At 71.9% G+C, this 15,119-nt stretch carries 13 protein-coding genes; 7 read left to right on the top strand and 6 right to left on the bottom strand.

From position 1 onward, the window contains the following. Positions 1-27: 27 nt before the first annotated feature. Positions 28-663, bottom strand: coding sequence for a TetR/AcrR family transcriptional regulator (locus tag ACWGKT_RS47100; RefSeq protein ID WP_235457996.1), 636 nt, complete (start codon positions 661-663; stop codon positions 28-30). Between the two features lie 133 nt (positions 664-796). Between ACWGKT_RS47100 and ACWGKT_RS47105 the strand changes: the two genes are divergently transcribed. The 3 genes from ACWGKT_RS47105 (at position 797) to ACWGKT_RS47115 (ending at position 5,033) form a co-directional block, all read left to right on the top strand. Beyond that, complete coding sequence (locus tag ACWGKT_RS47105; protein ID WP_453278607.1) at positions 797-2,476, top strand: MFS transporter; 1,680 nt, start codon at positions 797-799, stop codon at positions 2,474-2,476. A gap of 120 nt (positions 2,477-2,596) precedes the next feature. Then, on the top strand, positions 2,597-3,361 hold the full coding sequence (locus tag ACWGKT_RS47110) for a DUF2127 domain-containing protein (RefSeq protein WP_453278608.1): 765 nt from the start codon (positions 2,597-2,599) through the stop codon (positions 3,359-3,361). Between the two features lie 88 nt (positions 3,362-3,449). Beyond that, positions 3,450-5,033, top strand: a complete 1,584-nt coding sequence (locus ACWGKT_RS47115; protein WP_453278609.1) for an AAA family ATPase — start codon at positions 3,450-3,452, stop codon at positions 5,031-5,033. Between the two features lie 27 nt (positions 5,034-5,060). On the opposite strand, the gene ACWGKT_RS47120 is transcribed toward ACWGKT_RS47115, so the two are convergent. Both ACWGKT_RS47120 and ACWGKT_RS47125 read right to left on the bottom strand, forming a co-directional pair. Then, positions 5,061-5,957 carry an aldo/keto reductase gene (locus ACWGKT_RS47120; RefSeq protein ID WP_453278610.1) on the bottom strand — a complete coding sequence of 299 codons (897 nt, stop codon included), beginning with the start codon at positions 5,955-5,957 and terminating at the stop codon, positions 5,061-5,063. A gap of 1 nt (position 5,958) precedes the next feature. Further along, positions 5,959-6,870: an NAD-dependent epimerase/dehydratase family protein gene (locus ACWGKT_RS47125; protein WP_453278611.1), complete on the bottom strand. Its 912-nt coding sequence runs from the start codon at positions 6,868-6,870 to the stop codon at positions 5,959-5,961. 46 nt (positions 6,871-6,916) lie between these two features. On the opposite strand from ACWGKT_RS47125, the gene ACWGKT_RS47130 reads away from it, so the two are divergent. The 4 genes from ACWGKT_RS47130 (at position 6,917) to ACWGKT_RS47145 (ending at position 10,701) form a co-directional block, all read left to right on the top strand. Beyond that, entirely contained in the window at positions 6,917-7,438 is a 522-nt protein-coding gene (locus ACWGKT_RS47130) for an Lrp/AsnC family transcriptional regulator (RefSeq protein WP_235458002.1), read from the top strand. A gap of 29 nt (positions 7,439-7,467) precedes the next feature. Then, the gene (locus ACWGKT_RS47135) at positions 7,468-7,896 is read left to right on the top strand and encodes a MerR family transcriptional regulator (protein ID WP_453278612.1); all 429 of its coding nucleotides are present in this window, start codon (positions 7,468-7,470) and stop codon (positions 7,894-7,896) included. Beyond that, positions 7,893-8,225, top strand: coding sequence for a thioredoxin family protein (locus tag ACWGKT_RS47140; protein WP_453278613.1), 333 nt, complete (start codon positions 7,893-7,895; stop codon positions 8,223-8,225). Before ACWGKT_RS47135 ends, ACWGKT_RS47140 begins: the two co-directional genes overlap by 4 nt. A gap of 139 nt (positions 8,226-8,364) precedes the next feature. Further along, positions 8,365-10,701 (top strand): HelD family protein, encoded by a 2,337-nt coding sequence (locus ACWGKT_RS47145; protein WP_453278614.1) that lies wholly within the window; start codon positions 8,365-8,367, stop codon positions 10,699-10,701. Here ACWGKT_RS47145 and glgB read toward each other — a convergent pair. From glgB to ACWGKT_RS47160, 3 genes are all read right to left on the bottom strand, one after another. Further along, positions 10,610-13,105: a 1,4-alpha-glucan branching enzyme gene (glgB, locus tag ACWGKT_RS47150; protein ID WP_453278615.1), complete on the bottom strand. Its 2,496-nt coding sequence runs from the start codon at positions 13,103-13,105 to the stop codon at positions 10,610-10,612. The two genes, ACWGKT_RS47145 and glgB, sit on opposite strands and share 92 nt — an antisense overlap. A gap of 35 nt (positions 13,106-13,140) precedes the next feature. After that, positions 13,141-14,592 (bottom strand): maltokinase N-terminal cap-like domain-containing protein, encoded by a 1,452-nt coding sequence (locus ACWGKT_RS47155; protein ID WP_453278616.1) that lies wholly within the window; start codon positions 14,590-14,592, stop codon positions 13,141-13,143. A gap of 86 nt (positions 14,593-14,678) precedes the next feature. Then, on the bottom strand, positions 14,679-15,119 hold a 441-nt coding region (locus ACWGKT_RS47160), incomplete at its 5' end, for an alpha-glucosidase C-terminal domain-containing protein (protein ID WP_453278617.1).

Raw genomic sequence — 15,119 nt, forward strand, 5'->3', positions numbered from 1 at the left:
GACTCCCGCCGTGACTCGGCCGCCCGGTCACCTGCCGACGAGCCTCTCCTCGCTCAGCTTCGCCACCAGCTCGGTGGCCCCGGAGGCGGGCACGCCCGCCGCGATCAGCACACTGACCGCGGCGGTGCGGCCCGCCTCCTGTGCTGCCAGCAGGCCGTCGTTCACCGCCTCCATCACCGCGAACAGCATCTGCTCGTGCACGTACGCCAGTGCCGCCGCCGGCAGCGGCGAGGTGAACGTGCCTCGGTCCAGGCCCTGCTGCAGCACCTCGGCGCAGGCCTCGCGGACCGGCGTGAGGCGCTCGCGGATGCCCTGCACGGTGACCGTGCGCTGGGCCAGCGCGACCAGCAGCCGGTAGCGGTCGGCGATGTCCCAGATGCACAGCACCGAACGGGCCACCGCCTCCGCCGGGTCCGCGACGCCCTCGCGTCCGGCGGCGTGCGCGGCGGCCAGTGCGTCCACCGCCCCGTCGACCAGCGTGCTGATCAGTGCCTCGCGGCTCGGGAAGTGCCCGTACACCGTCCGCCGTACGACCCCCGCGGCGCGGGCGATCTGGTCCATCGAGGCGTCGGGGTCGCGCAGCAGCTCGGCGAGGGCGACGTCGAGGATGCGGCGCCGATTGGCGTCGGCGCGGCTGGTGTTACCCGTGGTCATGGTTGTCATTCTGCACTCTCCTCGACTTGCACAGCGCTGTGCAACGACGTACATTGCACACTGTTGTGCAATTGCACGATGCTGTGCAAGTACTTGTTGCACGTCCCGTCGCGCACATCGTCGAGGAAGGCATCCCCTGCTCATGCGACTCGTCATGAACGAACCTGTCGAAAGGACGGACCGCCCCTACGCCCGGCGCTGGTGGGCGCTCCTCGTGCTCTGCCTGAGCCTGCTGATCATCGTGATGGCGAACACCGCCCTCACGGTCGCGGCCCCCGACATGACCCAGGACCTCGGCCTCTCCAGCGCCGACCTGCAATGGGTGATCGACGGCTACACCGTCCCGTACGCCGCGCTGATGCTGCTGCTCGGCGCGATCGGCGACAAGTACAGCCGCCGGGGCGCGCTCGTCCTCGGGCTCGTCGTCTTCGCGGGCGGCGCCGTCTTTGGCTACCTCGCCGACAGTTCGACCGCGGTCATCGCGGCCCGCGCCGTGATGGGTGTCGGCGCCGCGCTCATCATGCCCGCCACGCTCTCTCTGCTGGCCGCGACCTTCCCGAAGCGGGAGCGGGCCAAGGCCATCACCCTGTGGACCGCCACCGCCGGACTCGCCATCGCCGCCGGTCCGGTGGTCGCGGGCGCGCTGCTGCGCGACCACGGCTGGTCCTCGACCTTCCTGATCAACGTGCCCGTCGCCGCCGTCGCGATCGTCGGCGCCCTCGTCCTCGTCCCGCCGTCCAAGGCCGGGCACCACGACCGGATCGACTACGTCGGCGGTGTGCTCTCGGTGGTGTGGGTCGGCGCCCTGGTCTACATGATCATCGAGGGGCCGCACTTCGGATGGGGCGTCAGGGCCGTCACCGCCGCGGTCGTCGCGGGCGTGGGCCTGCTGGCCTTCGTGCTCTGGGAGCTGCGCCACCCGCGTCCGGTCCTGGACGTGCGCCGCTTCACCGGTCGCCGGTTCGCGGGCTCCAACCTCGCCGTCGCCCTGTTCTTCCTGGCCGTCTTCGGCGCCTTCTACTACCTCACCCAGCACCTGCAGTTCGTCCTCGGCTACGACGCCCTGGACACGGGCGTGCGCATGCTGCCGTTGGCCGGCGCGGTCTTCGTCGGCTCGGCGCTGACCGGCTGGCTCACCCCGCGCGTCGGCATGAAGTGGACGGTCGGTGCGGGCATGGTCGGCGGCACCACCGCGCTGGCGCTGCTGACCCGGGTGGACGCGGCCTCGACGTACGGCGACTTCGTCGCCCCGCTCGTCATCCTGGGCCTGGCCATCGGACTTGCGCTGTCGCCCTGCACGGACGCGATCATGGGCTCCTTCCCGGAGTCCGACCTGGGCGTCGGCGGCGCGGTCAACGACACCTCGCTGGAGCTCGGCGGCTCGCTCGGCATCGCGATCCTCGGCTCGCTGCTGTCCACCTCGTACGACCACCACCTCACCGACGCCACCGCCGGCAGCAAGCTCCCGGCCGACGCCCTGGCCTCCGCCCAGGACTCGGTCGGCGCCGGCTACGCGGTCGCCCAGGGCATCGGCGACAAGGCCCACCGGCTCGCCGCGCAGGCCGCGCAGGCCACCGACCCGCAGCAGGCCGCGGGGCTCAAGGAGCAGGCCGGTCAGCTCGCCACCGGAGCACGGCAGATGGCCGACGCGGTCGGGTCCTCCTTCTCCGACGCCGTGGCCCACACCAGCCTGGTCGGCGCGGTGATCCTGGGCATCGGCACGGTCGTGGTGGTGCTGCTGCTGCCGCGCCGGGACGCGTCCGCGGCCCCGACGGAGCCGGCGGCCGAGGAGAAGGAACTGGCGGACAGCTCGGCGCACTGACCCCTCGCGACCCCTTCTCACCTCCATCCACTAACGTGCCGTGCCGGATCAACCGGAACGGCATGTTCGTTTGGCGCGTCCCTACGGGGCGAACGCACTTCTCGTATGGAGGCACGGGGGATGAAGATCGACTGGGACCGGCGGCACTGCGCGCGGAAGGGGCATGTGACCTACGCGCCGGACGACCCGAGGCTCCGGGAGCGACTGCACGCCCGGACCGCCCTCGGCGACGCATGGCGCTGCCTGCGCTGCGGTGACTTCGTACTGGGCGAGCCGCGCGGCTCGGGCCCGGCGGACGACGCGCCGCTGGTGCCGCGCGGCAAGGTGCTGCGCGACCTGTTCGTCCTGCGGTTCCTGGCCGTCGAGCGGGCCGTGCGCGGTGTGTTCATCGTGCTGGTCGCGGTCGCGGTGTGGAAGTTCAGCAACAGCCAGGACGCGGTACGACGGCTGTTCAACGAGTACCTCGACGTCCTGCGACCGGTCTTCCGGCACTTCCACTACGACCTCGACCACTCGCCGGTGGTCGGCTCGATCCAGAAGGCCTTCGGCTACAAGCACTCCACGCTGCTGCTGGTGGCCGCGCTCCTGCTGGCGTACGCGCTGATCGAGATCGTGGAGGCCGTCGGCCTCTGGTACGCCAAGCGCTGGGCCGAATACCTGACGGTGGTCGCCACCGCGGCCTTCCTGCCGCTGGAGATCTACGAACTCACCGAGCACGTCAGCTGGTTGAAGATCACCACCCTGGTCCTCAACATCCTCGCCGTCCTCTACATCGCCCTCACCAAGCGCCTGTTCGGCCTGCGCGGCGGCCGCAAGGCCTTCGACGAGGAACGGCACAGCGCCTCCCTGATGGAGGTGGAGGAGTCGGCAGGGGTAGCCGTCTAGGGTGAACCCGGCCCAAATCCTTTGACCCGTCCACCTGTTCGGCCCAGGCTTGGAGTCCTTGACGCGGACACGAGGCACGGAGGTGGCCATGGGGGAACCGGACGGGGTGGAGATCGTCAGCGCGCGGGAGTACCGGGCACGGTACGGACCGGACAGGGAGGGGTCACCCCTCTCGCTGGAACAGGTCAACGGGTTGTTCCACGAGTTCCTCATGGCCGTCGCCCGCCCGCGGCGCAAGGCCGGCGACGGCAGCCGCGACCTCGCCGAGCGGCTGCGCGAACACCTCGGGTCGGCGCCCACGGACCGGCCGGTGGTGAAGGCCGCCTACGCCTCCTTCGACCTGCCCAACGTCCATCTCGCCCTGGAGCGCTGGTTCGCCGCGGACGGCCGCTCGCACGAGCTGATCGGCATGCGCGGCGCCCAGCACCACGGCGATTTCACCCTCGGCGACATCATCGAGGCCGCCGACCGCTACGACCGCTTCGTGATCGGCGCCGTCGACTACGCCCACCTGCCGATCTCCCCCGACGCGGAGCTGGCCTGCGTCTCCTGCGGGTTCTACCTCGGTACGGAGGGCGAGGAGCGGTTCGTCGTCCTGCTGCGCGGCCCGCAGGACCAGTACGGGCGCAACAAGGTCGAGATCGAGGTCCTCGCCGCCGACAAGGGGTTCGCGGACCGGCTGCTCGCCGAGATCGACGCGCTCGTGCGCGAGCACAGCGTCTTCCGCGGCCAGGTGCTCTCCTTCGAGGGCTCGGAGTTCGGGCACGGCCTCGGCCCGTTCCGCTTCCACCGCCGCCCCGGCCTGACCCGTGACGACATCGTGCTCCCGGTCGGACTCCTGGAGCGGGTGGAACGGCAGGTCGTGGGCGTGGCCCGGCGGCGCGAGCAACTGCGCGCGGCCGGCCAGCACCTGCGCCGGGGACTCCTCCTGTACGGGCCGCCCGGCACCGGCAAGACCCACACGATCCGCTATCTGCTCTCCCACCTCCCGCAGTTCACGGTCGTGGTCCTGTCCGGCGAGAGCATCGAGGCCATCGGCCCGGCCTGCGCGCTGGCCCGTATGCTCCAGCCGGCCCTCGTCGTCCTGGAGGACTGCGACCTGATCGCCGAGTCCCGCGACTACGGCGGCGGCGAACAGCCCCTGCTCTTCCAGGTGCTGAACGAGATGGACGGGCTCGGTGACGACGCCGACGTCGCCTTCCTGCTCACCACCAACCGCGCCGACCTGCTGGAACCGGCCCTCGTGCAGCGCCCCGGCCGCGTCGACCTCGCCGTGGAGATCCCGCTGCCGGACGCGGAGGGCCGCGCGGCCCTGCTCGGCCTGTACGGCGCGGGACTCGGCCTCGGCAAGGACATCGCCGACGAGGTGGTGGGCCGTACGGAGGGCACGACGGCCTCCTTCACCAAGGAGCTGGTACGGCGGTCCGTGCTGATCGCGGCGGAGCGCGAGGCGCCCCGCACCGAACCGGAGGACGTCCGCGAGGCCCTCGACGAGCTCCTCTCCGACCGCGACCGCCTGACCCGCCGGCTGCTCGGGGTGCGGGACGGCGACGCCGACGAGGACGACGAGGACGACGAGGACGAGGACGAGGACGACGACATCGCCGGGCACGGGGGACCGCCCACCGGCGAGTGGCTGCTGGGTCCGCGCCCCGGCCCCTCTCCCCGCTGACCGCGGGCCCGACGGCCCGCCGACCCCTCAGCGAGCCGTCGGGACCGAGGCGTCCAGCCGGGCCAGTTCGGTCGCGTCGAGCACCAGGTCCGCCGCGGCCGCCGAGTCCCGGATGGTCTCCGGACGGCTCGCTCCCGGAATCGGGACGACGGTCGGCGCCTGAGCCGACAGCCAGGCCAGGCAGACCTGCTGGGGGCTCACGTCGCGCTCCTCGGCGACGGTGTGGAAGGCGCCGAAGCGCACCTCGCCGGTCATCCTCGACACTCCGTCCAGGGAGCTGCGGGAGATGCCGCCCAGCGGGCTCCAGGGGAGGAACGCCAGCCCCAGCTCCGCGCACAGCCGCAGCTCGGCCTCGCTGCCTCGGACGGCCGGTGAGTACTCGTTCTGCACCGCGACCAGCCGGTCGCCGAGGATCCGGTGGGCGGTGCGGATCTGCTCGACGTCCGTGTTGGAGACGCCGGCCAGCCGGATCTTGCCCTCGTCGAGCAGCTCGCGCAGCGCGCCGACCGACTCCTCGAACGGCACCCGGGGATCCGGTTTGTGGAGCTGGTAGAGGCCGATCGCCTCCACCCCGAGCCGCTTCAGCGAGGCCTCGGCGGCCGCCTTCAGATGGCGCGGGGAGCCGGTGACCGTCCAGCTGCCGTCGGCCGGTCTGCCGCGACCACCCTTGGTCGCCACCAGCACGTCGTCCGGGTCGCCGCCAAAGGCCGCCAGCGCGCGGGCGACCAGCAGCTCGTTGTGGCCGGGCTCGTCCCCGGGCAGGTGGTACGAGTCCGCCGTGTCCAGCAGCGTCACCCCCGCGTCGAGCGCGGCGTGCACGGTGGCCAGGGCGCGTGCCTCGTCGGGGCGGCCCTCGATGGACAGGGGCATGGCGCCGAGCCCGACCGCGCCGACCCGCACGTCGCCGAGGAAGCGGTACCGCATGTCAGGCGTCCTTTCCGAGCGTCTCGGACACGGCGCGCGGCAGCCAGTCGCGCGCCTCGCCGAAGGTGAAACCGAGCTGTGCGGCACGGGAGTTGTCCATGCCGTAGGAGCGGAAGAAGGAGAAGGGGGAGACCTCGCCGACCTCGACCCGGCGGAACACCGCCTCGCCGTCGGGGAGGTGGGCGGCCACCGCCGCGCACAGCTCCTCGGTCGTCAGAGTCCCGTGGGAGGCGGCGTTGACCGGGCCCGTGAAGTCCTCGCCCGCCGTCCAGAACAGGAAGTCCGCGATCTCCTCGACGTGGATGTAGGTCGCCGGGTGGTTCACGACGGGCACGCAGATCGGCTCGCCGGTGCGGACGCGGTCCGCGTAGTGCTGCAGCCGTCCGGTGAAGTCGTCGTCCCCGCCCAGCACATGGGCCACGCGGACGGCCACGTAGGGGAAGGCGGGCTCCGCCGAGAACACCGCCTCCGCCTGCCGCTTGCCCTCGCCGTAGTGGGCGTCGAGGAAGTCCGGGTCGTCCCAGGGAAGCCGGAGGTCGACGGGGACCGTGAGCGGATCGACGGCGGCCTCCCGCACCGGGTCGGCCGAGTCCTCGTACTCGTACACCTCGACCGTCGACGTCATCACATAGCGGCGGGTACGGCGCGCGAAGACCCGGCGGGCGACCTCCGCCTGGCGCGGGGTGTAGCAGACCTGGTCGACGACCACGTCGAAGGTGCGGTCGCCGAGCGCCTCGGTCAGCGAATTCTCGTCATTCCGGTCCGCGACGAGGTGAATTGCGCCCGCGGGCGGCGCCGAGGAGCCCCGATTGAGAACCGTCACCCGGTCCCCGGCGGCCAGCAGCCGCGCGATGAGCCGCTTCCCGAAATAGCGGTTGCCGCCTATCACCAGCACTTCTCGTCCCTGTCTCATGGAGCATAATTCTCCTGGCGTATCGACGCCGACTGAAGGGGAGGACATGGGAGTTCCGGCCGTCGCACCGAAGGAACCACGGCCCGCGCGCCCCGCCGCCGGGGAAACGTCGGCGGCCTTCGACGCGCTCGACCGCCAGATCCTCGGGCTGCTCCAGGCCGACGGCCGGATGAAGCTGAGCGAGCTGGGGCGCCGGGTCAGGCTCAGCCCGGCGGCGGTGACCGAACGGGTACGGCGGCTGGAGGCCGCGGGCGCGATCACCGGGTACGCCGCCCAGGTCGCCCCGGCCCGCCTCGGCTACGGCATCCAGGCGTTCATCCGGGTCAACCCGCACGGCGGCTACACGCTCAGGCACCCGCGCACCCTGGAACTGCTCGACCGCCCGGAGATCATCGAGGTCCACCACGTGGTCGGCGAGGACTGCTGGATCCTCAAGGTCGCCGTCACGGACACCGTCCACCTGGAGGAGATCCTGGAGCAGACCTCGGCGCTGGGCCGGACCACCACGTCGATCGTGCTGTCCTCGCCGGTGCCGCGCAAGCCGCTGCTCCCGCCGGCCTTGCCCTGACGTCAGCGTCAACGCCTACGGTCGTACCCATGCGAATCGGCGAGCTGGCCGCACGGGCCGGGACCACCACGCGTGCGCTGCGGTACTACGAGTCGCGGGGCCTGCTGCCCGCGCGGCGCGACGCCAACGGGCACCGGTCCTACGACGAGCGGGACCTCATGCTGCTCCGGCAGATCAGGACGCTGCGGGACTTCGGGTTCGACCTGGAGGAGACCCGGCCCTTCGTGGACTGCCTGCGGGCCGGGCACCCGGAGGGCGACTCCTGTCCCGCCTCTCTCGCGGTCTACCGGCGCAAGCTGGACGAGCTCGACGCGCTGATCGGTGAGCTGGGGGCGGTGCGGGCCCAGGTCGCCGGCCAGCTGGCGCGGGCCGAGCGGGCGCGCGACGAACTGGCCACCGAGGCGCTGGTTCCGGGGGGTCCGGAACCCGGGTGCGAACTGGGAGGGCACGAGGGGTGACCAGGACGAGCGGTCTGGCCGAGGTGACGGACGCGGACTTCGAGGCGGAGGTGATCGGCTCCGACCTGCCGGTGCTGGTGCAGTTCACGGCCGACTGGTGCGGGCCGTGCCGGCAGCTGGCGCCGGTGCTGAAGGACATCGCCTTCGAGGAGGGCGACCGGCTGAAGATCGTGCAGCTGGACGTGGACCGCAATCCGGGGACGACCATCGCGTACGGCGTGCTGTCGACGCCGACGCTCATGGTCTTCCGGGACGGCGAGCCGGTGCGGTCGATGGTCGGGGCGCGGCCCCGGCGCAGGCTCCTGGAGGAGCTGTCCGACCTGCTGTGAAGTCCCGCCGGACACGAAGAAATCCCCCGGGCAATTGCGCCCGGGGGATTTCTTTGCGTATATTCAATGGTTCGCGACTTCAAGTGGACGGAATCGCGAAGAAGTTCAGTGGCCACAGTATATCCGGGTGGGAGCGGCATTGTCAAACACCGAATTTCCAGACGATGAATTGCGGCGGGAACAGGAATTCATCGACGGGCTGTACGCGCGCGTGGACGCGCTGCGCGGTGACACCGAGGATTCCGTGGCGGACGCGCTCTCCCAGGGCGACAAGCCGATGCAGGCCCGGCTGGAGCGGGACATCCTGGTCGCCGAGCGGTCCGGGCTGCTCGCCGCGCTGAACGCCGTGGACGGTTCCCTCTGCTTCGGCCGCATCGACCTGTCCTCCGGCGCCACCCACCACATCGGCCGCATCGGCCTGCGCGCCGACGACGCCGAGCGCACCCCGGTGCTCATCGACTGGCGGGCCGACGTCGCCCGCCCCTTCTACCTGGCCACCGGCCACACCCCCATGGGGCTGCGCCGGCGCCGGCACCTCACCACCGACGGCCGCACCGTGACCTCGCTGCACGACGAGATCCTCGACCTCGGCGACGCCACCCGCACCGGGTACGAGGACCCGACCGGCGACGCCGTGCTGCTCGCCGCGCTCAACTCCGCCCGCACCGGCCGCATGAGCGACATCGTGCAGACGATCCAGGCCGAGCAGGACGAGATCATCCGTGCGCCTCATCGGGGAGTGCTGGTGGTCGAGGGCGGCCCCGGCACCGGCAAGACGGCGGTGGCCCTGCACCGGGCGGCCTATCTCCTCTACGAACACCGGGAACTGCTCGCCAAGCGGGCCGTCCTGATCGTCGGCCCCAACCCGGCCTTCCTCGGCTACATCGGCGAGGTGCTCCCCTCGCTCGGTGAGACCGGCGTGCTGCTGGCGACGGTCGGCGAGCTCTTCCCGGGCGTGCGGGCGACGGCCACGGACACCCCGGCGGCGGCCGCCGTCAAGGGCCGCGCCGACATGGCGGACGTGCTCGCCGCCGTGGTCCGCGACCGGCAGACGCTGCCCGACCCGGTCGTCGCGATCGAGCACGACCGCGAGATCCTGATGCTCGACGACGGCCTGGTGAACGTGGCCCGCGAGCGCACCCGCGCCACCGGACTGCCGCACAACGTGGCGCGCGAGCACTTCGAGGGGCACATCCTCAACACGCTCACCGACATGGTCGCCGAGCGCATCGGCACCGACCCGTACGACGGCACCAATCTGCTCGACCCCAGCGACATCACCCAGATCCGCGACGAACTCGCCGAGAACCCCGAAGTCTGGTCCGCCATCGACCAGTTGTGGCCGAGGATCACCCCGCGACGGCTCGTCGCGGACTTCCTCGCCGAGCCCGAGGGGTACCTCGACGACGCGGACGCCGCCGCCGTCCGCCGCCCGGTGACACGGGCCTGGACCGTGGCGGACGTACCGCTGCTCGACGAGGCGGCCGAACTGCTCGGCGAGGACGACCGGGTGGCGCGGGCGCGCGCGGAGCGCGAACGCGAGAGGCAGGTCGCGTACGCGCAGGGCGTGCTGGACGTCTCCTACGCCTCCCGGACGTTCGAGTTCGAGGACAAGGAGGACAGCGATCCCGAGGGCTCGGAGGTGCTGTCCGCGCACGACATCATCGACGCCGAACGGTTCGCCGAGCGGCACGAGCAGGAGGACCTGCGCAGCGCCGCCGAGCGGGCGGCGGCCGACCGGACCTGGGCGTTCGGGCACATCATCGTCGACGAGGCGCAGGAGCTGTCGCCGATGGCGTGGCGGCTGCTCATGCGGCGCAGCCCGACCCGCTCGATGACCCTGGTCGGCGACCCGGCGCAGACCGCGGAGGCGGCGGGCGTCGGCTCCTGGCGGGGCATCCTGGAGCCGTACGTCGAGGACCGCTGGGAGCACACCCGGCTCGGCGTCAACTACCGCACCCCGTCCGAGATCATGGACCTCGCCGCGGCCGTGGTCCGCGCCGAGAACCCGGACTTCGAACCGCCGAGCTCGGTCCGCTCGACCGGGGTACGCCCGTGGATCCGCCGGGCCGTGGCCGGCCTCCCCGCCGCCGTGGCCGAGGCGGTCGCCGAACTCACCCCGGCCGAGGGCCGGTTGGCGGTGATCGCCCCACGTGAGCTGCACCGCTCCCTGGCCGCCCGCCTGGACGGCGTCACGGCCGGGGCCGACCCCGACCTGACGCACACGGTCGTCCTGCTCAACCCGCGCCAGGCCAAGGGCCTCGAATTCGACTCCGTCCTGGTGGTGGAACCCGCCGCCTACGGCACGAGCGACCTGTACGTGGCCCTGACCCGGGCCACCCAGCGGCTCGGGGTGCTGCACACGGGCGCCCTGCCCGACAGCCTCAGGCGGGCCGCAGCCACACCGTGGACAGAGGTGGCAGGGTCAGACGGACGCTCGTCGCGCGACCGTGACGGGGGTGGGGTTCCGGTTTGACGGGGTGGGGGTTGGTGACGTCGCTGCCGCCGTAGCGGGCCCCGTCGGTGTTGAGGACCTCCAGCCACGCGGGGACGTCCTCGGGGACGCCGAGGCGGTAGTCGTGGCGGACGACGGGGGAGAAGTGGGAGACGGCCAGCAGAGGGGTGCCGTCCGCGTCCAGGCGCAGGAACGCCAGGACGTTGTCGTCCGCCGCGTCGCCCACGATCCACTGGAAGCCGGCCGGGTCGGTGTCCCGCTGCCACAGGGGCGGGGCGGCCCGGTAGACGGTGTTGAGGTCGCGGACCAGGTCGCGGACGCCGCGGTGGTCCGCCTCCGCCCCGTATCCCGGATCCAGCAGCCACCAGTCCGGACCGTGCGCCTCGGACCACTCGGCGCCCTGGGCGAACTCCTGCCCCATGAAGAGGAGTTGCTTGCCCGGGTGGGCCCACATGAAGCCCAGGTAGGCGCGGTGGTCGGCGCGCTGCTGCCACCAGTCGCCCGGCAACTTCGACACCAGCGAGCGCTTGCCGTGGACCACCTCGTCGTGCGAGATGGGCAGGACGTAGTTCTCGCTGTACGCGTACACCATCGAGAAGGTCATCTCGTGGTGGTGGTACTTGCGGTGGATCGGCTCGTGGCTCATGTACTCCAGCGAGTCGTGCATCCAGCCCATGTTCCACTTCAGCCCGAAGCCCAGCCCGCCGAAGCCGCTCGGGCCCTTGTGGTGGGTCGGGCGAGTCACGCCGTCCCAGGCGGTCGACTCCTCGGCGATGGTCACGACCCCCGGGCTGCGCCGGTACACCGTCGCGTTCATCTCCTGCAGGAAGGCCACCGCGTCCAGGTTCTCCCGGCCGCCGTGCTCGTTCGGCGACCACTGGCCCGGCTCGCGCGAGTAGTCGAGGTAGAGCATCGAGGCGACCGCGTCCACCCGCAGGCCGTCGATGTGGAACTCCTCGCACCAGTACACCGCGTTGGCGACCAGGAAGTTGCGCACCTCGCGCCGACCGAAGTCGAACTCCAGCGTGCCCCAGTCGGGGTGGGCGGCCCGCAACGGGTCCTCGTGCTCGTACAGCGGGCGCCCGTCGAACTCCGCCAGCGCCCAGTCGTCGCGCGGGAAGTGCGCCGGCACCCAGTCCATCAGGACCCCGATGCCGGCCCGGTGCAGGGCGTCGACCAGGAACCTGAAGTCGTCGGGTGTGCCCAGCCGGGCCGTCGGCGCGTAGAAGCCGGTGACCTGGTAGCCCCAGGAACCGCCGAAGGGGTGCTCGGCGACCGGCATCAGCTCCACGTGCGTGAAGCCGAGGTCCTTGGCGTACGCGGGTAGCTGCTCGGCCAGTTGGCGGTACGTCAGACCGGGGCGCCAGGAGGCGAGGTGGACCTCGTACACCGAGAACGGCGCCTCGTGCACGGGTGTGGACCCCCGCCGCGCCATCCATTCGGCGTCGCCCCACTCGTAGCGCGAGGTGTGCACGACGGACGAGGTGTTCGGCGGGGTCTCGGTGTGGCGGGCCATCGGGTCGGCGCGCATCGTGCGCGAGCCGTCCGGGCGGGTGATCTCGAACTTGTACAGCTCGCCCTCGCCGACGCCCGGCACGAACAGCTCCCACACCCCGGAGGAGCCCAGCGAGCGCATCGGGTGGCCGGTGCCGTCCCAGAAGTTGAAGCCGCCGGCCACGCGTACGCCCCGGGCGTTCGGCGCCCACACCGAGAAGCGGGTGCCCCTCACCCCCTGGTGCGTCATCGGCTCGGCGCCCAGCGCCTTCCACAGCTGCTCGTGCCGGCCCTCGCCGATCAGGTGCAGGTCGAACTCGCCGAGCGTGGGCAGGAAGCGGTACGCGTCCTCGGTCTCCCGCACCGCCTCCTCGTAGGTCACCAGCAGCCGGTACGCCGGTACCTCGCGCAGCGGCACCAGCCCGGAGAAGAAGCCCTCGCCGTCGTCGTGCAGCTCGGCCCGCAGACCGCCGGAGACGACGGTGACCGCCCGCGCGTACGGCCTGAAGGCCCGGAAGGCGACCCCGCCGGGCACCGGGTGGGCGCCCAGGACGCCATGCGGATCGTGATGGTCACCGCGGAGCAGCCGCTCCCGGTCACCGGCGTCGAGAGCGGGGGAGACGGCTATCTCCAGTGGAGCGGGCTTCTTCGCGTGGGCCGCGGCCGCCTTCTTCGTCACCGCCTTCCCGGCCGCCGGCTTCGTCGCCGCTTTCTTGGTCACCGCCTTCTTGGTCACGGTCTTCTTGGTCGCCGTCTTCTTCGCGGCCGTCTTCTTCGTGGCCGACTTCTTCGTCGCCGCACTCTTCGCCGGGGTCTTCTTCGCCGCGGCCTTCCTCACGCTCTGCTCGGTGGCGGCGGTCTTGTCGACGGCGCTCTTCTCCACTTCCGGCTTCTTCGGTTCCGGGCCGCTGGACGGGGTGCGGGGGGTCACGTGCGGAGCCTCCTCGGCGAAGGTGGTCAGGTTGGTCAGGTCGGGTCGGACGTGGCGAGGCGGCGCACCGCCGACAGCGGTACCGGGAGCCAGTCGGGGCGGTGCCGGGCCTCGTAGACGACTTCGTAGACGGCCTTGTCGGTCTCGTAGGCCCGCAGCAGCACCGGATCGGTCCGCGGATCGCGGTCGGCGACCTCGGCGTACCCGGCGCAGTACGCGGCCCGGCACGCGGTCGCCCAGTCGGGCACCGCGGGGTTCACCGAGTGCGCCGCGTAGTCGAAGGAGCGGAGCATCCCCGCGATGTCCCGCACCGCCGGCTGCGGCATGCGCCGCTCGGCGAGCGGGCGGGCCGGTTCGCCCTCGAAGTCGATCAGCGTCCACTGGCCGGAGGGCGAGCGCAGGCACTGGCCGAGGTGCAGGTCGCCGTGGATGCGCTGGGCGGTCCAGGTGCGCCCCTCGGCGGCCAGGTCGGCCAGCGCCTCGAAGGCGGAGCGCAGCCCCGGTTCGTACGGGCCCAGCGCGGGCACCGCCCGTATGGCCGACTCCAGCCGCTCGACCATGCCGTCGACCAGGAGCCGCAGCCGGCTGTGGCCCAGCGTGACCGTGGGCAGCGCGCGGGCGAGCGCCGTGTGCACCTCTGCCGTGGCCCGCCCCAGCGCCCGCGCCTCGGCGGTGAAGTCCTCGCCCTTGGCCAGTTCGCGCAGCGCCAGCTCCCAGCCGTCGGTCGCACCGCGCACGAAGGGCTGGAGCACGCCGAGGACATACGCGTCGCCGACGTCGCTGATGTCGCCGACGTCGCCGTTGACGTGTCCCCGCAGCCATGCCGTCGGCGCGGGCACCCGGGCGCAGCCCTCGCGGGCCAGGGCGAGGGGTATCTCCAGGTCGGGATTGACACCGGGGACGATCCGGCGCAACAGCTTCAGGATGAACGTATCGCCGTAGACGACCGAGGAGTTGGACTGCTCGGCGGTCAGCATGCGGGCCACGAGTCCGTCCCGGATCTCCTGGCGCGGGTCCCGCTCGAAGCGAAGCCCGCCGATGCGGGCCTGGGTGCGCAGGGCCTCCAGGAGCACCTCGGCGGGCCGGGGGTCGTACAGGGCGTCGTAGACGGTGTGCCCGGCGAGCGGGCCGTCCGCGACGTGTCCGATGAGCGCGGGCGCGAGCCGGGGCGGCAGCGCCTCGCGCACGCCTATGAGGAGTTGGTAGATGTCGCCGGGGTGGGCGGCGGCGCCGAGCACGGGCGGCTGGTGCGCGCGCACCAGCAGATGGTGCAGGCCGAGGCGGCCGGTGGTGTCCCGCTGGTCGAGCGAGGCCGACAGGGTGCGGGACGGCAAGAGCGCGGTGTCCGCGACCAGGGAGAATCCGGTGACCGGGCGCCCCTTGCCCGCGAACCACCGTTGCCTCGGCAGCCACTCGCGCAACAGTGGATCGAGCGACGCGAGGAAGTGGCCGGGAGTCGTACCGGAAGGGGTGACTGTGTCCGCCATGGCGTCACGTCCTTTCCCCGGGTCGTCGGGGTGATACTGATGCGTGCCCCGGGTGGGACAGGGGAAACCGCCCCACCCGGGGGTGACTAGGCGGCGTCCGCGCGGAGCCGGAACCAGTAGAAGCCGTGGCCCGCGAGGGTCAGCAGGTAGGGCAGTTCACCGATGGCCGGGAAGCGCACCCCGCCGAACAGTTCGACGGGATGCCGGCCGTTGAACGACCGCAGGTCCAGCTCGGTGGGTTGCGCGAAGCGGGAGAAGTTGTGGACGCACAGGACGAGGTCGTCCTCGTACTCCCGCAGGAACGCGATCACCGCTCCGTTCGACGACTGCAGTTCGGTGTAGGACCCGAGTCCGAAGGCAGGGTTCTGCTTGCGGATCTCGATCATGCGGCGGGTCCAGTGGAGCAGGCTGGACGGGGAGGACATCGAGGCCTCGACGTTGGTGACCTGGTAGCCGTAGACCGGGTCCATGATCGTGGGCAGGTAGAGCCGTCCGGGGTCGCAGGAGGAGAAGCCCGCGTTGCGGTC

This window comes from Streptomyces sp. NPDC054794 (assembly GCF_053611585.1).